Below are 24,200 nucleotides of genomic sequence, written 5' to 3' on the forward strand. Positions count from 1 at the left end.
CTCTTCTGCCTGATCCAAACGTCAACGGTGCGTGAACAGGCGATCAAGGTCGAGGTTGCGCGACAACGAAGTCTGCACAGGCTTTCTCCTGGCGGGTGGCGATTTCCCTGTTGGCTAGGTGTTTAGTCCCGGCATTTGCTGGAGCGGATTGAGAGTGAAGCGTTCGGGCTGGGAAGCCCATGCCTTGCAGATGAACTCGTAGGGGGTGAGGCCTTTGAGGGTCTTCAGTCTGCGGCCGAAGTTGTAGGCTGCGACGAAGTCAGCAAGATGCCGACGCAGCTGGTCGTGATCGTCGTAGTGGAAGCGCTTGACCGTCGCGTCCTTGATGGTGCGGTTCATGCGCTCGACCTGGCCGTTGGTCCAGGGGTGCTTTGGCTTTGTGGTTCGATGTTCGATATCGTTCTTGGCACAGGTGTATTCGAAGGCATGAGCCCGGAATATCTCGCCATTTGCGATCGCTTCCTTGATGAGTGGAACGGCCGAACCGCCAGCGCCGGGCGTCGTGAACTGGATGCCGTTGTCGGTGAGCACGGTGTGGATCTTGTAGGGAACGGCCGCGATCAGGTGCTGCAGAAACTCTTTGGAAATGGCTGTCGGAGCCTTCTCGTGCAGTTCGACGAAGGCAAACTTCGAGGTCCGGTCGATGGCGACGAACATGTGTAGCTTGCCCTGTTCGGTTCGGACCTCCGCGATATCGATGTGGAAGAAGCCGATCGGATAGGCCTTGAACGTCTTCTTCGCCGGCCTGTCGCCCTCGACATCCGGCAATCGGCCGATGCCGTGGCGCTGCTGACAGCGGTGCAATGAAGAGCGTGTCAGATGCGGCATCGTCGGCTGCAACGCGTAGAGGCAATCATCGAGCGGCAGCAGCGTGTAGCGCCGGAAGGCGACGATGACGGCCTCTTCCTCGACAGACAGAACCGTCGATCTCGGCTCCCTGGGGCCGGTGGGCAGATCGGCGGTCGAACTCCGCTTCTTCCACTTCGCGACCGTCTTGGGGTTGATGCCATAGCGCTTCGAAAGCGTCCTCAGGCTCGCTTGACTATGTTGTATCGCTCGACGGATCGCCTCTGTCGTCGTGGCGCTCCCATGCAGAACCTGGCCCATAGCGCATCCTTTGATTCGGACGACAATGATGAACCATCAAAGCCTGGGATCAAACAGCTAGGCCCTGGGCAGTCAACGTCAGGACCTCGATTGCGCGTCTTTGCGCAACCAGCTCGCTGACCGCCCCCCTGGATCCTTGTTCATTTCGTTGCCTTCTTGGATGAAGCCCTCGACGGTCCCGGCGCCGGTTTCGGCTTTGGGTCCGTCGGAGGTTGTGTAGTCGGAGCCGGCGCCGATTTCAGTGCCTCGAGTTCCTTTTTGTAGCCTTCTACAGCGGCTTCGTAGCGCGCGGTGGTCTCGTCGCGGCGCTGCGAGAGCGCTTCGATGGCTGCCGCGATTTCCTCGGCACGCCGGTCGCGCAGTTCCTGCGGGAAGTTGACATCCTTTTCAGTGACTTTGGCGAAAACAGGCTGCTTGGCGGCTTTGTCGAGCCAGGCCGAATGTTCCTTCAGAATTTCGTCGAGCGTCATGGCACGGTCCTTTCCGTCTATGTCTGAATCATGTTGAAGGCAGATTCCGGGGCCGGGAACTGTGTGTGCTGCAGGCTGCCGCCGGTCGTAACATTGCCGATGAACGGCCCCGGTACGCCGTTGAAATTCACCGAAAAATAGTTCGGCGTGGTGGCCTTGACGTGATTGCCGGTGACGATCGCTGAACGGCCAGTCAACGACACCGTGGCGCGGCTGTCGTTCCGATCCGGCGGTGAGCGATGCATGCAATAATTCTGGTCGAAAGACACCCGCTCGAACCTGATGAAGCCATTGTTGACTTCGGTCTCGCGCAACTCGACAAGCGCGGTGCGGCCTGTACCGATGAATTTGTTGCCGTGGATCTGAACGGCAAAGCCGAAAGTGAGAATGTCGTTGAGCTGGAAGTCGAGCAGGCCGCGCATGACCAGCGCCCGATCCTCGCGTGACGGATCACGGGCGAACGCGTCCGAATAGGTGACGAGATTGTTGGATACACGCGCTTCCATGATGAGGTCGCCCGAAATGCCGTAGTCGGCCGTGGTGGTCGGCGCCGCGCCCGCCAGCGATCCGGTATCCATGACCTCATTGCCGACGATGTGGGCCTCTCCAGCGACGGCGATCAACCCGATCGCCGTTGCAACGGAACTCATGGCGCGGCCGCACGCAACGATGCGATTGTCGGTGATCTCGCAGCGCGCGAAGAGCAACAGCCCGAGCACACCCCACTGTTCGAGATTGTCGAGCCTGTTGCCGTGGATGGCAGGTCCCCATTCCCTGAACAGGGATATGCCGGCGACGCCCCCGCGAATGTCATTTTCCGAAATCCGGTTTTGATGGCCGTCGGCCAGAAGAAAACCGCTCAGCGCGGAACGGACGCGGTTACCGCCAAAGTGCGAGCCGCGCACATGCGTGCCGAGAATGGCGAAGCTTCCTTGCCCCATCCCTTCGACAACATTGCCGTCGACAACAAGATCGTCGGCGCTGAGGATCATGATGCCATTCTGCGGTCCGGCCAGGAAGTTCTGGGTTATCACACCGCCGAGAACCGGTGGCGCCTCGGCATCCTCGGCCTGGCCGATAAGGATCGCTAGCGGCCCGCGGATATCACGTTCCTTCTGGCCGGAAAAAAGCGTGTTGCCGGTAATGCCGCAGAGAGATCCGGTCACGCGAATGCCGACGAACAGCCTGTGCAGATAGCGCACCTTGTTGCCGGAGATGGTGCAGAAATCGGCGGCGCAGTCGATCCCGTAAAACCGGGCGGTCGTATCGAGCCCTTCTGACAAATTTGGCAAATCGACAAGATTGTCGGCCACGATCGAACGATCGGCAAGCGACGCCGCAGCTGCGGCATCGGGGTGGTCGTCAACGACGATTCCGAAGAGCGCGCCGGTGACCAGATTGCGGGTGATCCGGCAGGCAAATGATGATTCCTGGACAAGGATGCCGGCCAGCGGGGGGAGGCCGTCCTCGCCGCGTTGGCGCCTGAGTTCGATTGCGTTGCCATCTGCCACGAAATCCTCGCAGCGTTGCCTGACCCATATGCCGAGGGCGACAGAATCGATGCGGCATTGCAAGACCGATACCCGATCCGAGGTAACGATCGACAGCCCGGCGAATTGCCGCGATTGGACGGCCCGCATGGTGCAGTTGGCAATCCGCACGTTTGCCGACATGGCAACGATGACGACGCCGTCCGCCTCTTGCCTCAACTGGTTCGCCTCAAAGGCAATGCCAAGGACATCCACGCCTTCAACGCGCCCCCCGCCGTTGCCGACAATGAGAACCGGGCCGGCTCCTGTCGAGCGGACGGTGGTTCCCGGACTTTCCGCCTTGAGCACGATGCTTCCGCGCGCAATGCGCAGCGATTCGCGGACGAGGTGCAGTCCGGTCTTGAGGCAAACGCAGCCGCCCTGCTCGGGCAGCGCGTCGATGCCGGCCTGGATGTCCTCGCCGACGCGCACGATGATGGTGCAGCAGCAATCGGCTTGGCCTTGTTGCGGAGGCGGCGGACGGCAATCCATCACCACAGGGTCGGCTCCGCCAAGACCGACGACGGCTGCAAGCTGCAGATAGCGGTGCTTTATGCCGCGCGGCGGCGCGGCGACAAGTTCCTCGATTTCCGCCGTGGCGGTACGCGCCCAGAATACCCAATAGTCGCCGACGCGGAACGACCCGCCGACGGGCACGACCGAGAAACTCACCTCGATCCCTGCCTCGATGGCGATCGGCCCGGCAGCCGTCAGGATCAACCCGGAGACGGGATTGAGGCCCGGATTGGCCGCGGCGGTCTGGTCCCATTTCTGGATGCGGGTGTGCCTTGCTCCGACTTCCGCGTCGTTGGCGCCAAAGGCCCTGCCCGTACCAGTCGGGATCAACCGGTCGATGACGATGCGAAGATTGGCCATATCGAGGTCGGCAACCATCGCCATTTCGCCCGCTTCGCCCATCAGTTCGCGATGATCATCGGTCACCGTCACCCAATCTCCGATCTTGAAACGCATGAATTCGTCGCGGCCGATGCGGTTGACGGTCAGCGTGGTCTGCGTGCCGCTGACGGCGATCGACCTGACCGCCGAAACGATGGTGCCGTTATCGCGCGACCATTTGAAGGTCGCGGTGCCCAGCGCCCCGCCCGTATGAACCTCGATCCGGTAGAGCCGGTTTTCCAGTCCGCGGTAGCCGCTGGCCGGCGGCAGGATGCATGGGTCGTCGGGCGTTGGCGGCGCTACCGCCGCCGTCGTCAGGCGGCCGGCTGACGGCGGCTGGCCGACATCGAGGCCACAGGTCGCGCCGTCCCGCCCCTCGACACGCAATTGCCAGACCGTCTGCACTCGCGTCGTGGTATCGGCACCGCCGAGCGCCACGTCGAGAAGCTCCGGATCCTCGATATAGGTAACCTCGCGATCCCAAATGTCGAGAAAGACGACGGAATCGCCGGCAGGCAGTGGCGCGGGGAGCGGTGCCGGCAGGAATTTCTGATTGAGATAGGTGAAATTCTCTTCGGCGAAGGCCTCGACCTGCACGCCGTCCACATAAAGACGTCCCGGGCCGATCGACAGATCAGCCGGCGGACCCGGGATCAGGCCGACGTTGAAAGCACCGGGGTTGGAAAGATAAGGCACGCCGACCGGCCCGAAAACATCCAGTGCCGTGGTTCGCAGACGCCGCTTGAGGATGGCGACCTCTTCGTTCCAGTCGGAATCGAGCTGTACCCGCCCCTGCTGCATGAGGACGCCGGAGTACCGCTTGAGGGGATCGAAGGTGAACCTCGTATGGTCGCCGCTCATCGCTGTGTTCCTCCTGTTGGGCCGCCGCTTTTGCCCGTTACGTCACATAGATCAGGCCGTAGTCGAGGCCGAAGGGCAGGTATTCCTTCAACCGCAGCCTGAGATTGGCCTCGCGCTGCGGCTGCTTGAGGTGGCAGTAAACGCCCATTTCCGAGCCATCGGCGGCGCCTTGCGCTATTTCGACCGGCCCGTGCAGCGAAAGCTGCACATAGGCAGGCAGCCCGTAGGCTTCTGCGGTGTATTCCGGCTTGACCCTCAGCCGCACTCTGGCGCGGACGGCGGCACGTTGCGGGTCGGTCAGCGGCCCGACGCGGGCCTCCTCCTCGGCAATCGCCTTACGCTCGGCCAGGTCGGGCTGGCAGCGGTAGCGCCGTGGCGCGCGCGATCCTGGCGGCAGATAGCTGAAGCGCACGCAGCCGGTCTGGATGCGCTCGGCTGTGGCGAGCCCGTCGAATATGACCTCCGTGGCGAAGTCGATCTGGCGGACGCGTGTCGGCCCGCGAACCGTCGTGCGCTCGAGCCGCACCGGCGGACCCGGAAGATTTGGGCCCGCAACACCGGCAATCGCGTCGATTCCTGCGCCGTCGACGATGCTGTCCAGCGCGATCAGCGTCTCCGAATGAACAGGCAGGCGGATCGGCCCGCAGATCGAAAAGGCCAGCTCGACGCCGAGTTCGGTATTTGCCGGCGCGCCGGTCGGCAGAGCGGCCGCAGCGGCTATACTCGGTTCGGGCGGCTGCGGCGCCGGCGGATCCTGCTCGGCAATCGAAACGCCCGGCACCAGGGTCGTGTGCAGCAGCCGCAGCCGGTTGAGCGAACCGGTGACCGCGATGCGTCCCTCGATGAGCAGGCCACCCAGGGTGACGGAATAGTCCGGCCGGTCTCCCGACAGGGTCAGCGGGCCATCGAGCAGGATGTGCGGGCGCATTCCGTCCGCTGCCTCGATCGCCAGCGACGTGCCCGGGTCGACAGCCACAGCGGTCATGTCGATGGCAAGCGTTTCCCGATAGGTGCGGTTGTCGCGCACGCGAATGATGGCATCGCGCTTACCGTCCGCAACCCACTGTCCGAGCGCCGCGGCGATCGTCGGGAAAATTCCCGGCGCGCCAGTGCCGTCGACAAACAGCATCTGCACATTGTCGGTGTAGGTGGGCCGCGTCAGCCATGCCCGGCGGCGATAGGGACCACCGCCAAGATCGGCCGGAAAGCCGCAGTGGTAGTAGACCTCGACGCGATTTGCCGGCATCAGCGCCGGTCCGAGCGCCAGCCGCCCCCGCACGACATCGACGGCGATCCTGTTGGTCGACGGCTGCGACCAGACCGAAAGGTTGCGGCAAACCACACGATCGGTGGTGACCGGGACACCGTCGACGAAAACCATGATGCTTGGCGCGGTCGCGGCCGGCAATGGCGGGATGGCGTCGAAAAGGCCATAGAAGTCGCCGATGCCCACGAAAAAACGGGCTGGCCTTATCGGCTGAGGAACATGAAGCTCCGTTGCCAGTCCAGCCTCGTCGCCTTCGCGGCGGCTGCGGCTGAACAATGGCGCCGAGTTGCCGAGCGGGCTGAAATGATAGCGAAAACCACCGGCCGCACCCAGTCGCCGGGCCTCGACAAGCTCAAGCCGATAGGCGCCGAGCCGCCACAGGAAAAAGCCGATGTTCGGGACATTGTACCAGCCTTCATCCTGCGAGATCGGCCGGACATCGACCGTGTGCGAAATCTCGTCGAAGGCGCCATCGAGGCGGTCCATGCGCTCGACGCGCCTTATGTCTGGCGTTCTCAAGGAATGCGCACGCACATGGTTGCGCAGCCACTGCGTCCAGCCGAGCAGTTCGAAGAATTCGACGGCGTGGGACGACCAGCCGGTAACATCGCGCGCCAGTTCCTCGAGCATGGGCAGCGTGCCTTTGCGGCGGCGATAGTAGATGGTCTTGGCGACATCGGCCCGGCCGCGTAGCGCGATCGACGGCTTGAGGCTGGGGCCGGTCAAAGACTTGAAGAGTTCGGCAGCGGTATCGCCGTCCTTGACGTGGCTCTCGTCAAAGAGCGGGATGGTGCCGACGAGGTCGCCGATATACGGCACGACCCATGGCTCGCACGTCTCGATGAAAGCGTTTTCGTAGAGCTGGCGGATGTCGCCTTCGATGTTATCAGCTTGCCGGTCAATGATCGACAGCAGCGCGCGCAGCGGTTTTCCTTCCGCGTCGTCCTTGTCGCGGATGAAAGCCGGAAGCAGCCCATAAAGCTTGTCGCGCTCGGCGTTGGAGAAGCTCATGTCAGAGTGCCTCCACCACGGTCAGCTTGATGTCGGTCGCCGGGTTCTCGATGAAGGCCTGTTCCGCGGCAAGGACAAGAGGCGGAACGGGGCCTTCGAAGCCGGCCCTGGCGAAGCGGTCGATCATTGGTGCCGGCGGCGTCGGCCGGGCCGGGAAAATCCTGATATGCGGCTGAACCGGGTCGGCCGTGACAGCACGGATAGCCCGCTCCGTCGCTGTCAGGTCGGCATAGTCCTTGAGCTGGAAAAGGTCGATATCGACGGCGGCGACCCCCTTGCCGCCGTGCAAGGCGGCGTAGACCCCGCTGAGGAAAGCAGCTTCGCCAAGGCACGTCGTCTCGAAGGCGAGGAGCGCCAGCAGTTGGGTACGCGCTGCTTCGAGGACACTGTCGGCCTCGTAAGCGGGGTCGCGCAGGATGCGCGCCGAGACAACGACAGGCACGCGCACCAGATTGGCGAGAAACAGCGGCCGGTTGGTGTCGCGCGCGGTTTCAAGCGAGGCATGCAGCGTGCTCAGCGAAAGGCTGGACAGTTTTATTCCGCCGGGCCCGGCGACGGTCACATGCACTGCGCGTTCGAGTTCGCGCCACACCCAGGTCACGAACGCTCGCTGCGCCAGCCCCGAACTGGTGGCGATGTATTCGAAGTCGGCAAGCGAGACCGCGCGGCCGAAGGTCCGCACCGTGTTCGGGGCGGAGGCGCGCGCATTGTCACGGCTTTCGGGATCGGCCGCGCCATCGGCCGGCAATGGATTGGATACCGTGCGCAGCCCGACCGGACGCTCGAGCGGGATCGACAATTGGCCGGCCTTCATCAGACCCTCGAGGCCGAGCCCGGTACGATAGCGCGCGATCACGTTGACCGCGCCGGATGCAGCGCGCGCACCGGTCTTGCCGTCGCCGATCGAGATCTGGGTTTCGCCGGTAACGCTTTGCCGGGCGGTGTAGACGCGTTCGCCGGATTTGCGGCCGTAGAGGCTCGGAACCTCTTTCCACAATTCGCTGTTGACGCGCAGCTCGAGCGCGGCTTCGCCCTCCAGCTTGCTCGAGTTCTGCAAGTAGGTCAGGGCCGGGCGTGACAGCCGGAATTTCTGGAAAGCCTTCGCCGCCTCGCCATGCCCGAGCGGCTCGTCGGGCTGCGTTTCGCCGTGGCTCGCCGCAGCGATATTGCCGACAAGGCGGGCGTTTTCGAACGGCTCCGACAGCACGGGCGTGAAGTCGACGAACAGGTGATCAGGAAGATTGCCGGGAATGGCTGCCCTCAACGTGGCCGCACTCACCGTCGCCAGATGATTGCGGTCGCCGGAGCGCAGCATGATGCGGCGACCCTTTGCAAGCTTCTCCAGACCGCCGAGATCGTCAGCCTTCTGCTTTTGCGAAAGACGCAGCACGAACTGCCCTTGCGAGGCAGCCGTTGGATATTCGTAGTCGCGGAACACCACGTCCTCGGCGGATATGCGGTATATCGCGGTCTTGCGCCGGTCCGGCACCGAGCCGATGCCCTCGCCAAGGCTCGCCCACTGCCCCCACCCGCCGGCGAGCAGCGCCCGATAGGCGACCGCACCATCGCCCCCGCGGGCGTAGACGTGGACGCCAGTGCCGTCGCGAGCCGCCGCGGGTGCAGAGGTCAGGGCGCCGCCGTGCGCTGTCCAGCCGGACCAGGCGGCGCCATTGCGCGAAATGTGCCAAAGCCCGCCGTCCACGCCCTTGGCGAAGACATCGATACGGTCGGGGTTGCCGCCGACGATGGCGAGATCGCCTTCCAGCTTGCCGCCGAGATTGCGCCAGTCGGACCAGTCGCTGCTGTCGTGGAGGCGATGGATGAGGCTACCAGCATCGTCGAGCGCTACGACGTCGATGCGGCCGGCACCTGTCGAAGCCGCTGCCGGAACTGTCGCCAGCACCCCCTTGAGCGGCGCCCAGTCGGCCCAGGCGATGCCGTTCCAGCTGCGGTACCAGAGCGCGCGATCGAGACCACGGACGAAAACGGCAAGAGCTGAACCGCCGCTGGCGACCGGTGCTGGCGCCGAGGTCAGGATGCCACCGAGCGAAACCCAGCTTCCCGGGGTGCCGGAGGTCGCATCAAGGCTCCACAGGCCAAGATCGAGACCGCGCACGAAAACGGTGACATTGCCACCTGGCCGCATCACCGGGCGCGGTTCCGACGTCAGTATACCACCATGGTTGACCCAAGGCAGAACAGCTCCTGCCAGCAGGACCCTCTGGCGAAGCCGAGCGGCATTGTCGCGCACGAAGATATCCGTTCTGCCGACCGCCGTTCCGGTGCCGGTGACGCCGGACGAGGCGCCGTCGAGATTGTGGTAGGTCCATTGCCTCGGCCCCGTCGCGCCAAGTGCGAGAACGGTACTTGTGCCGGAGCGGGCGAAAACAGCGTGCCCGCCGGTCGGTTGCGAAACCACGGCGGGGCAGCCGCGAATGGTCTGGCGCAGATGCAGATGAGTAACCGTGTCTTCCAGCGTTTTCAGGCTCGTTGGCAGATCCTCGGTCTTGGAAACGGTGGCGCTGCGCAAACGCGGAGATGAACCGGGACCGGCGTCGATCAGCAACTGGGAACCGGGAGCTATATCGGTGTAGCGCCCATCCAGCGGATAGACTGTATCTGCCGCGCCGAAACTGGCATTGACGGTCTCCGACGTCCACTTCGGCCAGAGCACGGTCGGCGGCGAAGCGGGAACATAGATATTGACCTTGGCGGGCGCGTTGTGGCCGAAGAAGCGTAGCCGCCCCTCCAGCTTTGCCGCGCGCGTCACCTCCAGCCACCAGGCCTGTGCCTGAACCGGCGGATCGAAGGCGATGGCTTCGCCGTCGGCGCGCGCCGAGAGCGCCGCAACGGTCTTCTCCTCGATGGCGCTCAGACCAAACAGCACGAGCCGGTCGCTCACGGCGAGTTTGGCCGGCCGCGAGATCAGCGGCCCGCCGATCCCGCCCGTGCGCAGCGCGTTGAAAAGCGACGGCTGGCCGAAAGCACCGAGGTCATTGATATCCGCATGCGCCAGTATCTGTTCCACCGTCTCGAAGGTCTGCGGTCGCTCATCCTGACCCGGCACGCTCATCACCTTGAGACCCTTGCGGATGCGCGTCTCGGCGCCGGCATCGAGGGTGAACGCCAGCATGGTTTGCGCTGCCAGGCCCGGCCGCATTCGATAGCCGAGGAGCCGGATCAGCCGCAGCACGGAGTCGCGCTCGCGCGCCGTGCGCAGATACAGTTCGTTGGCGATCCGTTCGTTGTAGAAGGTCAGGACATCGCCGACGGCGGCAAATAGCTCGATGAGGGTGATCGCATAGTCGCTGCTTTCACGCGTCGTCAGCACGGAAAGCGCGGGCTCGTCGGAGATCGCCTCGAGCATGGTTTCGCGGAAGGTGGCGAAGGTTCCAATGCGGAAAGAGAGCGCCGACAAGCCGGGGCGGTTCCATATCTGCGCCGGCACCGGCAGGGACGGAGAATTGCAGCAGGCGCAGAAAGCCGAGTGCGGCAGCGTCATGTCACAGGCCCCCCACCGCGCTGAGGCGCAAAACACCGTTCTCTGGAAAGTTGCGATCGTTGTCGAGGCGCGCGATCTCGAAGGGTCCCATCCCGACCAGCCCGCGTTCGAGTTCGCCGTGCGGCAGTTCCCAGAACCGCTTGAACAGAGTGATTTCGGCCGAGTTTACGCCCTCGATCGCCTCGACCGCGGCGTAAAGCGTGGACAGGTAAACAGCCGTGCCAAAACCAAAACTCAGCGGATTGAAGAAACCGCGCGAGCTGTCGGCAAAGCTGCGGTTGGACAGGACGCGCTCCGCCTCCGCTAGAACGTCACCGCGGAAGTGTCCGGTACCAACGCAGAGCCTGATATCGATTTCCAGTGGCACGTAGATCGAGGCGCGAACATTGAGGTCGTAGCCGGCAAGCTTGAACCTGGTCAGGTGTGCCTTGATCTCGGCGGCAAAGGCCGGCTGCAATTCCGCGCCGCCGCCCGGCAGCCGGCGAAGGTCGGCGGCGTCGCGCGGATGGATGGCGACGAACACCGTATACCAGCTTCCGGTCCAGCGGAAACTCGCCTTGGCTGCAGCGACATCGGGATGCCTCAGCGCAACCTCCTCCCAATCGCGCACGGTGACAGCGCGAAACTGCACTGCGCGAAACGCCTCGGGCGCAATTTGGCGGACATGTTCGACGGTCTCCAGATCCTCTCCGAAGCGCGCCGGTAATGGTTGACGCACCTTGTCTATCGAGGCCGCGGCAGCGCCGCTCGCGACTGCATGAACGAGCATGCTCCAGCCGCTGTTGCCGGCAACGCCGTTGCCTATCCTGTAGCGGGCAACCACGTGCTCCACGTCGAGCGGACGGCGGCCATACTGGTCGTCGCCGAACCGCAGCACAGCCTCCCCGCTGTTGTCGATCTCGGCGACGAAATGCTGGTCGAAGGCGCCGCTGTCGAGAAGGTCGGGAACGACAGTCCAGGTCTCGGCGGCCGGATTCCCGGGAAAACGGAGCTGAAGCTCGGCGGCAGGGCCCGACTGCGCATGGGTCAATGGCGCGTCGGGCAGTGCAAGCGAAGGCAGCGGCCAGCGTCCGGCACCCATGTCTGGAAAGCCGAGCGTGCCGAGCGCGGTGTCCCGCTCCACAGTGCGGCCATGATCGGCAGGCGCGACATTGCCGCGCGCGACCGAAACTGGATCGACCGGCACGTCCTGGTCGGTAAGCGCCGATACGCAAAGCGGGAAGGCGAGTGCATCCGCTTCCTTCCAGCTTATGCGCAGCAGCGGCAAAGCCGGATCAGCAATGTTGAGGCGCGGCGTTAGCGCGCCGCCGGCAATGACGTTGGTGAAGGCGGCATCTTCGGTCAGGTGGACATGATCGATCTGCACGACTTGGCGATGCCTTGGGTCGGCATCGGGCGCGGCACCTGTGTCGGGACTGCGGATCTCTTCGAACAAAAGATATTCACCGGCATCGACGTCGGGCCGGACCGCTGTTCCACCTGCGGTGACGACGTAGAAATAGGCCGAAGTCGTGCCCTTGGCGAGACAACATTGGGCGTCCGCCCATGTGTGGATGCGGATTTCGTTGTTGGTGGCGATGACGCGCACAGGCGCCATCGTCTCGAATACGGTGACGGCAGCCAATGCCGGATCGCTGTCGAAGTCGGCGGTGACAGAAATGATCGTGGAAGGCGGGTTGATCTCGCCGACCAGCGGCACGCCGACAAGGCTGGTCAGCTTGAGGCCCGCGGCCACAAGTACGTTGGATGCCGGCGTGGCGACGAAGTGCACGAACGTCGCCGCATTGCGGCCATTCAGCATCGTGTAGTCGATCAGCCTCGCATGCCGAGCGGCCGAAATGCGGTGAAGGCAGGTGTCGAGGAACCCTTCGGTTCCCGGACCGGCATCCTGGTAGTAGCTCAGATAGTCCCCGGCATAGGCCATGAGTTCGACCAGTGTCATGCCGAGATCGGCAGGAAGGCGCTCCTGCCAGGCCGGATTGCGCTCGGCGATCAAATCCGTCATCAGGCGGCGGAAGCTCTGATAGTCCTTCGCCAGATAGTCGAGCGCCGGTTCCTCGAGCACGACGGGCGGGCAATCGTGAACCGGCTTGCAGTCGAGTTCTGTCGGACAGCTTGCCTTGAAGCCGAACTCGGCCTGCGACCGCTCGACGTCGATCGAAGCATGGTCCATGTCGAGCACATAGGCGGAAAAATCGCCTTCGCGATCGAGGAAAACCCTGAGCCGTAGCGCGTCGCCCGGATCGGGCTCGACGTCGAGAACTTTGAGATCGACGATCCTGACGCCGCCGATGACAGTGAAATTCGCGACGGTCACAGCGGGCGGCGCCGGCGGCGCCTTCAGGAAGGTCACTTCCAGCACATGCCGCCGCGCCGGCACAGCGAGCAGGTCGCGGCGGTATTCGATGAAGTCGATGCCGTTCAGCGGATGGGCGGGGTTGAGCAATATGCCGGAGCGCCGCTCGTCCTCGCACAAAACAAATCCGTCTGATGACAAGACCGTCATGTTCTCCTCATGCAGCAACAGGGTGCCTGAACACGTCTTCGCGCCGCTCGCCTGTATCCCTTCGGACATAGACGATGGTGATTTCGAGTGTCGCTTCCAGCACCGCGACGGCTACCTTCTCGACCGACACGACCGGATCGAGCCAGCGGATCAGGGCGCCGTGGATGAGCTGTTCGGTCGCAGCCGCCAAGGCATCCGAGGCCGGCGCGAAGACGAGTTGCTTGACGCCGCAGCCAAATTCCGGTCGGTTGACCCGCTCTCCGGGTGCGGTGAACAGCAGGAGGTAGATGAGGTCACGGATATGGTCGTCCTCACCGGTGAGCGCGCTAAGCCCGCGTTCGTCGATGGCGAATGGGAAATCGAAAAAGGGTCGCGTTATGTTCATCAGCCGTAATCCACGTTGATCGCGGTGACCGGCTTGGTTTCATTGTCCTCGCAGAAGACTTTTATGGCCGACTTGTTCTGCTGGAGGTGGCGCACGACGCCGCGCGCGATGGCGATGAATAGCCGCCGGCGGTCGCGCACGGTGGAGTCCGAGGCGTCGGTGTCAAGTTCGGGTAGGCCGTCATTGGTCATCAGCGTATTGAGTTCATCCTCGATTACTTCCGCCATCGAGTTGGCAAACAGCGGATCATTGACCCAATGCTGGTTCTTCGGGCTCAGATTTCCGGGTCTCAGTTTGTTACCCATCGCCGCGCCTACTCCAGCAGAACCTTGATCGACAGCAGGCTCGGGGTCGGCGGCGGCATTGGCGCCACCGGCGGCGCCGGTGTGACCGGCAGGATGCCGAGCGCCAACTCGCCGGGATGCACATGCGCGTTGAAGAGCGTGACGAGCTGGGTGAGATAGGCGAACAACTGATCGCCGAGCACGGCCGGATGCGCCGCAGCGGCGCTGCCTTCCTGGATCAGCGGCGCACTGGAGACGACGCGCACCGCGCCGGTGATCGTCACTGCGCCGGTAGCGACGCTTACCTCGACGGAATTCAGGCCGAGCGCGTCGGTCAACGTGATCGTCTGCATCAAGTCGTCGAGGACGGCGGTCAGGCCGAGTTCGCTGCGCCAGATCTTCGTCGTCGGTTGGCTCGGGCCGCCGGGCGGCTTCATCGGCAGCTCGCCAGCACCCCAGAAGCATCCCGCCCAGATCGGCCGCGAGACATCGCCTGCCTCGAACTCGATCCAGACGCCCGCACCGATCGGCGGAACCGAGAAGAAGCCGGAGGTAGGCCCGGCATAGGGCGTGCACGGCTTTGCCCAGCCGGTCGGGATCTCGCCTAAAATTTCTGGAACGAACGCCTGCAGCCGCCCTTGAAAGAGCGGGTCCATGTTGTTCATTACGGTGCCGGCGAATTTGCCATAGACGCGGTTGCGGTTGCCGCCCTGATCCTCTCCCATCGCCATGTTGGTATTGAGCATCGATCTCTCCTCAGGCTACCGCCGCCAGCGGATCGAAAAAGACCTCCGCGCCGGTGAGACCGACCGCGTTGCGCCAAGCGGAGAAGGTCTGCGTGTAATTGTCGCGCGAAATCCGGTGGGTCACTGACTGCACGTAGTAGAGACCGCTGTTCTGGCGGCCTGCTCCGCGCACCAGAACCGGCAGCCCGGCAAGCAGCGCCCGCGAATATTTGAGCCCATCGACTTCGCCGTTCGCGGTGATGGCACGGCTCGATGAACTCGCACGTGCAAATGCCTGTGCCTGGGCTTCCGCCGGGCTTGCCGCGTCGGTGGCGGCCGGGCGCGTGATGGGTGGCGGTATGATGCGATTGAGCGCCGGTTCCAGCCCCATGGGCAATTCCGTCGAGACCGGAGCAACTGACGGGATCGGCGCGCGGGTGTGCGGGTCAGTGGTGACGCCGACGACCGAGGTTGGCCGCAGCATGTCGTTGGAGGCCGAGAAATTATTGAGATTGGTCTGCGTGCCGAAATCGATCGACAGGACCCCTTGCGGAGGCATGAACGTCAAAGGCGGGTGGAAATGGCCTATATCGAGACCGATGACAGGATCCGGCTGGACATAGAGTTCGTAGTTGTTGCGGGCCGCGAGCTGGAAAAGGTAGGTCGCGTCATAGTCTCGCTGATTGGAAGTCGTGTCCAGAATGGTCCGCAGCGGCGGCGTCGGGAAAACATTTGGCACCATGGCATATTTGCCGAAGATGGCGGTCGCGGCGACGCTGTCGGGCAAGTTCGGCCAGGTGAACGGCTGCTGGATATGCGCCATGATCGTGCCAAGCGCATCCATGCCGACGACTTCCAGCCGCGAGGCGCCGGGCTGGTTCGCCGCGCTCAGCTGGGCGTCCTTGACATAGCCGTTGATCAGCGCCTGCGGGATGCCGAAGCCGGCCGAAATGCGAATGGTGATCGGTATCAGCGGGCGGAAAATATCGAAGGCGAGCGCATCGAAATCGCCGAAAATATTGCGGCTTAGATCGAAATGCAGCCGGAACATCGAAGCACGTCCGACTGAGGTTTCTACCTCGATCTCGCGCAACGCCTGGAAAAACATGACCGGCATAGGCGCCATCGCCACCTGGACGGTAAAAAAGGAGGGAAGCAGACCCATGCTCAAAAGCCTCCTTCGGGTCCCGGCACGCCCAGCCGGCGACCCGCTTGCGCCGTCAGGTCGACCGGACGCCGCACGAGGTTCACATCGCATAGCCGCCAGAACTGTTCCGGGTCGCCGATCGCGCGCCATGTTGCGAGATCGGGACGGTCGCCTTCGTTCACCGTCATCGAAAGACGTGCGGTAACCGCCGGGATGAAACGCATCCGCTTGTAGCGGATGGTGCGCTCGCCGGGTCCTGCGATGGACGCGTCCGCAATGTGCTCGTAGCGACTGCCTCTGAAGAACATGGTGCCTCCTAGATCGGCGTGATCGCTTCTAGTCCTGTCCGGTCGCCGAGCAGATTGAGGGCCGACATCACTTCTTTCTGCGTGAAGGAAGCGAGATAGACCCAGTAACCGGGATTGGTGACGTCGAGGTCGCGATAGGTCTGCACCTTCAGCGACAGATCGGCCTTGGCCCGGATCGGATTGAGCTTCTGATCGAAAGCTTCTTCCTTGATCGAAAGGCTCTGAATCTGCACCGGCAGGACGCGGCGTGGACCCCAGATGAGAAGCGCAAGCGGCGCCTGTTCGCTGAGGATGAACGCGCTGCCGGCAAAGGCGAGCGCCTCGTTGGCGATGACCACGGGATAGGATGGATAGATCAGCCTTTCGAGCGCCGCGATGACCGGATGCAGGCCGTTCTCGACCGTGATCGCGTTCTCGGATGGCCGCTCGAGCTGGTCGGCGGCGTCGATCTCGACGGAAAACGTCAGCGTTTCCTGCGGCGGGCCGTTGACCCTGTTGGCGTCACCCCGACCACCACCGCTTGCGCCCGCCTGGAAAGATCGGGACACCTCGTCCGGATTGTATTGGAACACGATGACAGTCGGAAACAGATCGGGTAACCGATAGGCCACGATGCCGCCCTTGAGCACACGCGGACTGCGTGGAAACTCGGACCCCATCTGCTGGCCTCCTTGGTATAGCCCCCCAAGGAACGAAAATGAACCTAGCATTGTTCTTCGGCATTGATAACTGAAAACGTTGGATGAACCGTCGTTTTTGCTCGATTCCGGCAGGTCTTTTCAATATGCTTCGAATATTCGATATAATTCCTACTTCGCCTGGCCGAGTTTTTGAAACTCACGCGGAATTGTTTCGAATTTGATTCGAATGCAATTGGAAATCAGCGCCATTTATACTTTAGTAAAAGTACAAAGACACTCAACCAACGGTGGAATTTTAGCATCCACCGCGACATGCAGGCCGGACACTGCTCGCCGCTTGATCGGTAAGCGGCTGGGACGATCCAGGAACGCCCGCAAGTCAATTTGACGAGCCGGTACCGTTCCACCGGCGCTTTGTCAGAAATAAACACCTCCCGTGAACAAAACTGTTGTCGGAACAAGCACTTTTTCCTTCTCCCCGATTTGCACGGCTCGCTGCTCGGGAATGTCCCCTGCCCCGGTATTGACCTGACCCGCGACGAAATATTTGTCGACGCTGCCCTTCACCTGCACACCGGTCATCAGCGGCGAATTTGGATTCCACCAGTCGAGCCGACTGACCGAACCTGACAGATCGAGTTTGAAGACCGGCAGCTTGTCCTCGGAACGGTCGCCCATATAGGTGTAGGAGAAGTCGCCGCGAAAATCCGACACATTGAATGTCTCTTCCGTGCCGGTGACGAAGCTGAGCGCCGCGCCGACCCCGAATTTGTGCTTCGTGCCGAATTCGAGTTTGGCAAATGGCGTAAATTGCCCGGCACGTCCCCCGACCGGCGCGTCACCGGCGCCAGGACGCGGCGCGAAAATATCCTGGGCGGTCCAGTCCGTGTAGACGGCGGTGAAGCCCATTTTTTGGATGATGTCTCCCTTCTTGCCGCTGTAGCCGAAGCCGCCACGCACGAACCATCCGGTCAGGTCTTTCGCCGCGTCGCCGCCATATCTGGCACCGCCCTCGAGCTCGCCAAGAAAGCCGCCGCCGCCAAAAAGCGTGCCGACGTTGAAAGCCTTCGAAGGCAGCTTTCCCGCCTGCTGCTGGAGCAGCGTAGGATTGGTCTGGTCGAAACTGAACCAGAGGCTGCCTTGCCACCCGCGATATTTCTGAAGGTCGGCCCGATCCTTCTCTGACTGAGCACCCTCCTGGAACATGCCGATGATCTGCGGCAAGTTGAGCGTCAGGCCAAGCTTCAGCTGGTCGCCGCCCTGCCCTTCGCCCTGCCCCTCCTTCTGTTCAAAAGTAAGCTTTGGCGGACCGCCGCCGGCTGTCGCGGACGTGGCGGCGTAAGCCGGATGTGTCGACAGCTTCAGGGGACCGATGGCGAAGAAGTCCGGCGCCTTGATCTGCTCCTTCAGCAGCATGTTGACGATCGCCTTGGCCAGCAGCGTCTGCTTTTCCCCCTGGGTCGGCTCGAATTCGCCAACCTTGGCGGAGGGTTCCTTGACCGCCTGGACCGTCGAAAGCGTGGCCTGCGCAAGCGCCACGATCGAAGCAAGGGCGAGGGCATGGCCTTTCAAACGGCTCTTGAAGAGCTCGGAGCCAAGATAGGAATCGAGATTGATGCCAACGAACCGGCTGAACATGTCCAGGTAGAAATCGTCACCGCCGGCGATCGTGTGGATTTCCTCGGCGTTCTTCAGCCAGGCACTGAGAAAATCGCCAAAGGATGCGTCCGCCGCGAGCGACTTGCCCGCTGGAACACCGGCAAAGATCAGGTTCCACAGCGCAGCGCCTTCCTTGCCCTTGAGCTTGAATTCCTTCTTCTGGGCGTCCGTCAGCTTCTGCGCGAAAATGTCGTTCCACAGATCGATGAAGAGCGGATAAACAAGCAGATCCTTGGCCGCCCAGACGACTTTGGTCGGCGGCTTTTCATCTTTTCCGGCTTCTTCCGCCGGCGCGCGCCTGATCGCCGGTGGCGCCTGCTGCACGACATGGGCCAGTTCGTGCGCGATCAGCCGCTGCCCACCGGAAGAGCCAGGTGCATATTCGCCGGACCCAAACGCGATGTCGGAGCCCAGCGTGTAGGCGCGCGCGGCAATACCGATTGCCGCGGAAGCAGCGCGGTCGTCCGTATGGATTCGAACGGCGGAAAGGTCGCGTCCGAAGCGCGGCTCGAAATAGGCGCGCGTTTGCGAAGACAGCGGCGCACCACCATCGGCGATCGCCTTTGCGGCTGCCTCGGCGGGTTTGCGCTGAATGAGTTCTTCGCTTTCGCAATGAACGCATTTGCGCTGGGTCGCTCCCGCCGGTGCCAAGCCGAACGCGTCTGCCGCGCCGTCATTGACCACGGCATCCGCGACCCGATCGGCTTCCCGCTCGAGCGGATCGTCGACAGGACCGACGCGCGCTTGCATCTCAAGCGCGGGCATGGGCCTTGCCGCCTGCGCTTTGGCGGCATCAGACTTCATCAAGGGCGCGAAACACATCATTCGATCATCAGCCTTGTACCGACCGCGGTAGCCCGCGCGGCAGGTGTCAACCGCCGGCATCACAGCAATCCCGTCATCGGTATTTCTCGCTTTGGGTCGACTTCCGCTGCATCGGCCGCACCGCGGCCGTGCCAGCTAGCGACCGCGCCTTTCCAGCCAGCCAACGATTTGTAGGTGACATTGTCGCTGAAATGTCCCCAAAATTGTCCCGAGCCCGTATAGATGATGTTCTCGCCGAGAAGGCCTATGTCGGCACCTTGCTGGAACTTGGTGTTGGTGATGTAACCGGCGTCGCCAGCCACCCAGTCGGTTTCGTCGGCGCTCGGCTTGTCCTCGAACTTGGCGCCCTTGCTGCCGCCCCCCTGGGTCAGCACCGTCGCGGCAGCACAGCCGATCGCGTAAAGCGTCGGGTTGGCATTGAGGTCGTCCCAGGCAGCCTGTCTATCGACGCCTTGTTTCATGCTCCATTTGAGCTTGGCCGGGTTAACGTCGTAGTATTTCGGATTCATCTTGAAGTTGGTTACCGAGGCGAATGTGTATTTCTTTTGTGCGGCGAAGGTAACGATGCCCGTTCGCGCGGCGAGATGCGCATTGAGTGATTTTGCTGCCGTCAATGGATCGCCGCCGTCGACATCGAACACTCGAGGCGACCCCAGCATGTCGAACAGAAGTTCCTGCTCGAAATAGGTGGCGCCGCCTTTCGTCGCCCCGTAGACATTGTCCTTGACGGTGAAGCCCTGGATCCCCTTGCCCGAGAGATAGGTGTCCAGCGGTGCCTGTGCGTCGCTCCTGATCTTTCGCCGGATCGACGCATCGCCGGTCTGTTGTCCGACATGAGCAAGTTCATGCGCCAACAGATGGGTGCCGGCTTGCGTGCCGGGCGCGAATTCGCCCGAAGCGAAGGCGATATCCGTGCCGAAAGTGTAGGCGCGGGCGTTGATGCCCTCCGCCGCAGTTGCGGCTTCGCCACCAAGATGAAGGCGCACGTTCGAAAAATCCCGGCCGAAGCGTGGCTCGAAATAGGCCCGCTGCTGTGCGGTCAGCGGTGTGCCGCCGGTGCTTGCCGCGCGCGCAGCCGCGTCGACCGGTTTGCGTTGGATTTTCTCTTCGCCGCACGCCGCGCATTTGCGTTGCGCTGTTTTGCTCGGAGGCGAACTGGCCGGGGCGATGGGGCCGCCCACAGCAGTGCTGGCAATACGATCTGCTTCCCGCTCCAGCGGATCGTCGACGGGACCAAGTCGCGTCTTCATCTGAATGGGCGGTGCCCCGGCGGGAGGTGCCAGTGTGCTTAAGGCTGCGACGCGCATAGGGGCCAACGCGCGGCTCATGGGCTGTCCTCGACCGCAAAGGCGCCGGCGAATACAATCTGCGCAGCCAATCGCTCCGGCTCGACCGTCACTGTCAGCGTTTCGCCCGGATGGTTCCAGCGCCCTGCGAGGGGACTGTCGCTCTCGACGAGGATTCGCAGCCGCTGGCCCGCCTGCTCGCCACCGACGATCTCGGCGGTGGCGACATCGAAAGCCTCAGACGATCCGTCGTCGAACTGGTCGAACTGTGCTTGGATCTCATAGGTGCGGATGACAAGCGTGAGCTTCATGCGAAGACTCTCTCTCGCGAGGGCTCGGGGAAATCGCCGATGGGCGGGCAGACGAGCGGTCCGGGGATCGGCGTCTCACCCTCGTAGCGTCGCCCGATCCGTTGCCGGCCGACAGGGCTGTAGTGCGATGAACTGGCCATCGCGCGGCGAATCGCGGCTTCGTCGACGCGCCCATCGGCGGTTCGGTAGCCCGGGCCGGTCGGCGGCCGTCCCCGTTCGATCGCAAGTTGCTCGGTCGCGATGCGCGCTTGAATCTCGCTTTCGAGACCGCGTGGGCCAGCCGGATCCCGATTATGCGCCCAGTGCTGCAATTCGTGGAATAGGGTTTCAGCCATGGTCTGTGCGGGCAGCGCTTCGTTAAGCCGGATCGTTCGGTTGGCAACGTCCGTATTGCCGCGCAGGCCGGTGATCGGAACCTCTTCGACCCTTCCATCATCATACCGCCACGTATCAAGGCCGGTCTTGAAGCCAACCAGTTGGACTCCGTCCCGGTCGATCATCTCGAACGCCTCGCGCATTCGCGAGTTCCTGCACATGATGAGCATCACTCGCTGAATTGTGAGCAAGATGCTGCTGACGGCGGGCGCCGCGACCGGAGATCCGGTCGGCGCGCGTTGGATGGTTTGTCCGTACCGAACTTGCTGCGCGACATGGACCAACTCATGCGCAAGCAGCCTCCGTCCCGACTGCGACTGGGGCAAGAACTCGCCCGGCGCAAAGGCGATGTTGCTGCCAAGCGTATAGGCGCGCGCATGGATGGCATTTGCTGCGGATGCTGCGCGACCGTGCGTATGGACCCGCACGTCCGAAAAATCCCGGCCGAAGCGCGGTTCGAAATAGGTGCGCGCTTCCGGCGCGAGCGGCGCGCCGCCATCGCCAACTGCACTGGCGGCCGCCTCAGCGGGCTTTCGCTGGATGTGCTCTCCGACTTCACATGGGGCAGATTTGCGCTGGATCTTCTCTTCCTCGGCCTCGCAAGCCGCGCATGTGCGCTGTGCGATTGCGGCCGGAGCAGCACCGAAAGCGCCAGCCGAGCCGCCGCCCATCACGGCATCGGCGACACGGTCGGCCTCGCGCTCGAGCGGATCGTCGATTGGGCCGATGGTCGCCTTTCTCTGGATGGCATGGCTCGGCGCCGCCAGAAAAGACGCAGGCGCAGGCGCCGCCTTCAACGTTTGAATCGCGACCCTCATCTGTCGCGGCCTCGCCGTTTCGCGTCGATCGCATGACGGATGGCGCGGGCGATCTCCGCTCCGCAGGCCCCTGCCGTCAGCTTCAGTTTCAGCGTGTCGACATGCAGCGGGGCACCACCCAGTTCCATGCCTTGCACGGCGTCGCCTAGACCGGCGGCAAGGTCGCGCGCGGCGCGCGCCGCCGAATGGCCAGGTCCGTCGCCGCGAACGGTCATGCTGCCGAAAGATACCGAGGCAGAAGGATTCTGGCGGTCGCTCATCACAGCGCCTCCGTCCAGGGTGGGCGGAATTCCTTGTCCAGCTTGCGGAATTCGGCGCGAGCGGCGCGGGCTATGTGGCGCATTGCAAGCGCGTTGCCCTCTGCCGCCGCGAGAAAAGCTGCGTTGACCGCGATCACCGCAATGTTACCGCCGGCGATGTCGAGACGCGCCAATGCGTCGACATTGAGTACCTCCCTCGGCATTTCGTCCGGAAAAGCCTTCAGCCAGATCGCGCGCCGCAGCGACGCGTCGGGGAACGGAATGTCTATGGCGAAGCGCAGTCGCCGAAGAAAGGCATTGTCGAGGTGCCCCTTCATGTTGGTGGCCAGAATGGCGAGGCCGCCATAGTTCTCCATGCGCTGCAAAAGATAGCTGATCTCGATATTGGCGTAGCGGTCGTGGCTGTCCTTGACCTCGCTGCGCTTCCCGAACAGCGCATCCGCCTCGTCGAAGAACAGCACTGCGCCGCTTGCCTCGGCGGCGTCGAAGACGGCTTTCAGGTTCTTCTCGGTTTCGCCGATATATTTTGAAATGACCCCGGACAGATCAATACGGTAGAGATCGAGATCGAGATCGCGGGCGATCACTTCAGCGGCCATGGTCTTGCCTGTGCCGCTCGCACCCGACAGCAGCACAGAAACACCGCGGCCACGCACCAGTTTACGGCCAAAGCCGTGACGATTGTAGACCAGCGAGCGATGCCGGACCTGCTCAGTCACCGCCTTGAGGTCGTGCAGCACATCGGCCGGCATGACCATATCGTCCCAGCCATAGCGCGGCACGACCCGCTCGGCGAGTTCGTCAAGGTTGCGGCCGGCGTGTTCTCGGCACGATTGCCACAGATCGCCGCCGGCGGCAGCGATCGCGGCGATCTCGGACGGGTCGAATCTGAACTGGTCGGCGATGGCCTCTATCCGCTTGTCCGTTTCCACGCTGTGCAGGCCGAGCGCTTCACGCCACAGCGCCATGTGATCGGCCTGATCCAGCGCTTCGAGACGCAAATGCGGAACACCGAAGGGCAAATCGGGGCGCGTCTCCGCAGTGACGATCACCAGCGCGTTTATCTGGTCATCGAGAAAGCGTCTATTGTCGGGCTGGGCGCTGTCGACCAGCAAGGCAAAGCCGCCGAGCGCAGCCTCACGCGACAGCAACGCCAGTAGATCCTGGATCGGCTCGAAAGGCCGCGGTTTCAACACCGCAAGCTCCAGGCCGAACTGGCTGGCCAATGCGCGCGCCGCAGCGGCATGGCCGCTGCGCTTCGGACCAACAATGGCGGCAAGCGGGCGGCGTGCAGTCCTGATGCGCGCGGCTAATTTCTCGACACCAGCACGATGGCGCTCCGGAAAGACCGTGGGCTCTGGCTCCGAAAGCATGGACCGCGTGCGCGGCTCCTCCGTCTGATCGCCCAACAGAAGTCGTGTCATGCGTTCGTCGAGCATGATCGGCGACAGCGGCAGAAGCGTGCGGTCCGGACTTTCGATCAGCAGGAAGCGGCGTAGCGGCGCATCTGGTGAAAGGCGCTCCCAGGCCCGTGCTTCGGTTTCCGCGCCGGCGGCGAAGACGGTCATGGCGAGATGCGGCGTTGCATGGCTGATCGCCGCGCGACCATGCAAATGACCGTAGATCGACGCGAAATGCGCCCGCATCTGCGGGGCGAGCGAAAGCAGCAGGACGTCTTCGTCGAAAGGCGAGAGCTGAAACAGCGCTGCCAGGCGGTCAATCGCGGAGGGTTCTTCAGACGCCAGCAAATCCGCACGCGCGCGGTCATAGGCTTCACGCGTGGCAAGCGTTTCGGGCGACGGAGCGATTGCAGCGCGACAGGCGTTGTCCAGGAGCCAGTCGGCCTCGGCATCTGACAGTCCGCCACGGCTGCGCGGCAGAGCGCGTAGCGCCATAACATGATCGGTCAGCAAGGCGTTGAGCCAGGCAAGCCCGAAGTCCACCAGCCGTCGGTTGCGGTCGCGCCATGGCAGTTGCTCCGCTGCGCGATCCTTGTCCAGCTTCGGATTGGGTGCAACGTTCATCG

18 protein-coding genes are annotated in these 24,200 nt (G+C 63.1%); all 18 read right to left on the reverse strand.

Annotation, left to right across the window (positions count from 1 at the left end):
• Nucleotides 1-114: 114 nt before the first annotated feature.
• Nucleotides 115-1,107: an IS481 family transposase gene (locus ACSQ3Z_RS19200; RefSeq protein WP_436172876.1), complete on the reverse strand. Its 993-nt coding sequence runs from the start codon at nucleotides 1,105-1,107 to the stop codon at nucleotides 115-117.
• Between the two features lie 140 nt (nucleotides 1,108-1,247).
• On the reverse strand, nucleotides 1,248-1,577 hold the full coding sequence (locus ACSQ3Z_RS19205; RefSeq protein ID WP_436172877.1) for a hypothetical protein: 330 nt from the start codon (nucleotides 1,575-1,577) through the stop codon (nucleotides 1,248-1,250).
• Between the two features lie 17 nt (nucleotides 1,578-1,594).
• Nucleotides 1,595-4,864 (reverse strand): DUF6519 domain-containing protein, encoded by a 3,270-nt coding sequence (locus tag ACSQ3Z_RS19210; RefSeq protein ID WP_436172878.1) that lies wholly within the window; start codon nucleotides 4,862-4,864, stop codon nucleotides 1,595-1,597.
• Between the two features lie 37 nt (nucleotides 4,865-4,901).
• Nucleotides 4,902-7,142, reverse strand: coding sequence for a hypothetical protein (locus ACSQ3Z_RS19215; RefSeq protein ID WP_436172879.1), 2,241 nt, complete (start codon nucleotides 7,140-7,142; stop codon nucleotides 4,902-4,904).
• 1 nt (nucleotide 7,143) lies between these two features.
• Nucleotides 7,144-10,644, reverse strand: a complete 3,501-nt coding sequence (locus tag ACSQ3Z_RS19220) for a hypothetical protein (RefSeq protein WP_436172880.1) — start codon at nucleotides 10,642-10,644, stop codon at nucleotides 7,144-7,146.
• A 1-nt stretch (nucleotide 10,645) separates the two neighbouring features.
• Nucleotides 10,646-13,150, reverse strand: coding sequence for a hypothetical protein (locus ACSQ3Z_RS19225; RefSeq protein ID WP_436172881.1), 2,505 nt, complete (start codon nucleotides 13,148-13,150; stop codon nucleotides 10,646-10,648).
• Nucleotides 13,151-13,157: 7 nt separating this feature from the next.
• Nucleotides 13,158-13,535, reverse strand: a complete 378-nt coding sequence (locus tag ACSQ3Z_RS19230) for a GPW/gp25 family protein (protein WP_436172882.1) — start codon at nucleotides 13,533-13,535, stop codon at nucleotides 13,158-13,160.
• Nucleotides 13,535-13,840, reverse strand: coding sequence for a hypothetical protein (locus tag ACSQ3Z_RS19235; protein WP_436172883.1), 306 nt, complete (start codon nucleotides 13,838-13,840; stop codon nucleotides 13,535-13,537). Before ACSQ3Z_RS19235 ends, ACSQ3Z_RS19230 begins: the two co-directional genes overlap by 1 nt.
• Nucleotides 13,841-13,848: 8 nt before the next feature.
• Nucleotides 13,849-14,565, reverse strand: a complete 717-nt coding sequence (locus ACSQ3Z_RS19240; RefSeq protein WP_436172884.1) for a phage baseplate assembly protein V — start codon at nucleotides 14,563-14,565, stop codon at nucleotides 13,849-13,851.
• Nucleotides 14,566-14,575: 10 nt separating this feature from the next.
• On the reverse strand, nucleotides 14,576-15,709 hold the full coding sequence (locus tag ACSQ3Z_RS19245; RefSeq protein ID WP_436172885.1) for a phage late control D family protein: 1,134 nt from the start codon (nucleotides 15,707-15,709) through the stop codon (nucleotides 14,576-14,578).
• A gap of 2 nt (nucleotides 15,710-15,711) precedes the next feature.
• Entirely contained in the window at nucleotides 15,712-15,999 is a 288-nt protein-coding gene (locus ACSQ3Z_RS19250) for a hypothetical protein (RefSeq protein WP_436172886.1), read from the reverse strand.
• Nucleotides 16,000-16,007: 8 nt separating this feature from the next.
• Nucleotides 16,008-16,658 (reverse strand): hypothetical protein, encoded by a 651-nt coding sequence (locus ACSQ3Z_RS19255; RefSeq protein ID WP_436172887.1) that lies wholly within the window; start codon nucleotides 16,656-16,658, stop codon nucleotides 16,008-16,010.
• 399 nt (nucleotides 16,659-17,057) lie between these two features.
• Nucleotides 17,058-19,064: an eCIS core domain-containing protein gene (locus ACSQ3Z_RS19260; protein ID WP_436172888.1), complete on the reverse strand. Its 2,007-nt coding sequence runs from the start codon at nucleotides 19,062-19,064 to the stop codon at nucleotides 17,058-17,060.
• Between the two features lie 119 nt (nucleotides 19,065-19,183).
• Nucleotides 19,184-20,374 (reverse strand): eCIS core domain-containing protein, encoded by a 1,191-nt coding sequence (locus ACSQ3Z_RS19265; RefSeq protein WP_436172889.1) that lies wholly within the window; start codon nucleotides 20,372-20,374, stop codon nucleotides 19,184-19,186.
• A 74-nt stretch (nucleotides 20,375-20,448) separates the two neighbouring features.
• Complete coding sequence (locus ACSQ3Z_RS19270) at nucleotides 20,449-20,721, reverse strand: hypothetical protein (protein WP_436172890.1); 273 nt, start codon at nucleotides 20,719-20,721, stop codon at nucleotides 20,449-20,451.
• Nucleotides 20,718-21,914 carry an eCIS core domain-containing protein gene (locus tag ACSQ3Z_RS19275; protein WP_436172891.1) on the reverse strand — a complete coding sequence of 399 codons (1,197 nt, stop codon included), beginning with the start codon at nucleotides 21,912-21,914 and terminating at the stop codon, nucleotides 20,718-20,720. The genes ACSQ3Z_RS19270 and ACSQ3Z_RS19275 overlap by 4 nt, the downstream gene beginning before the upstream one ends.
• Nucleotides 21,911-22,174: a hypothetical protein gene (locus ACSQ3Z_RS19280; RefSeq protein WP_436172892.1), complete on the reverse strand. Its 264-nt coding sequence runs from the start codon at nucleotides 22,172-22,174 to the stop codon at nucleotides 21,911-21,913. The genes ACSQ3Z_RS19275 and ACSQ3Z_RS19280 overlap by 4 nt, the downstream gene beginning before the upstream one ends.
• Nucleotides 22,174-24,198, reverse strand: a complete 2,025-nt coding sequence (locus ACSQ3Z_RS19285) for an ATP-binding protein (RefSeq protein WP_436172893.1) — start codon at nucleotides 24,196-24,198, stop codon at nucleotides 22,174-22,176. The genes ACSQ3Z_RS19280 and ACSQ3Z_RS19285 overlap by 1 nt, the downstream gene beginning before the upstream one ends.
• Between the last annotated feature and the right edge of the window lie 2 nt (nucleotides 24,199-24,200).

The organism is Mesorhizobium sp. LjNodule214, from assembly GCF_964252735.1.
GTDB lineage: Bacteria > Pseudomonadota > Alphaproteobacteria > Rhizobiales > Rhizobiaceae > Mesorhizobium.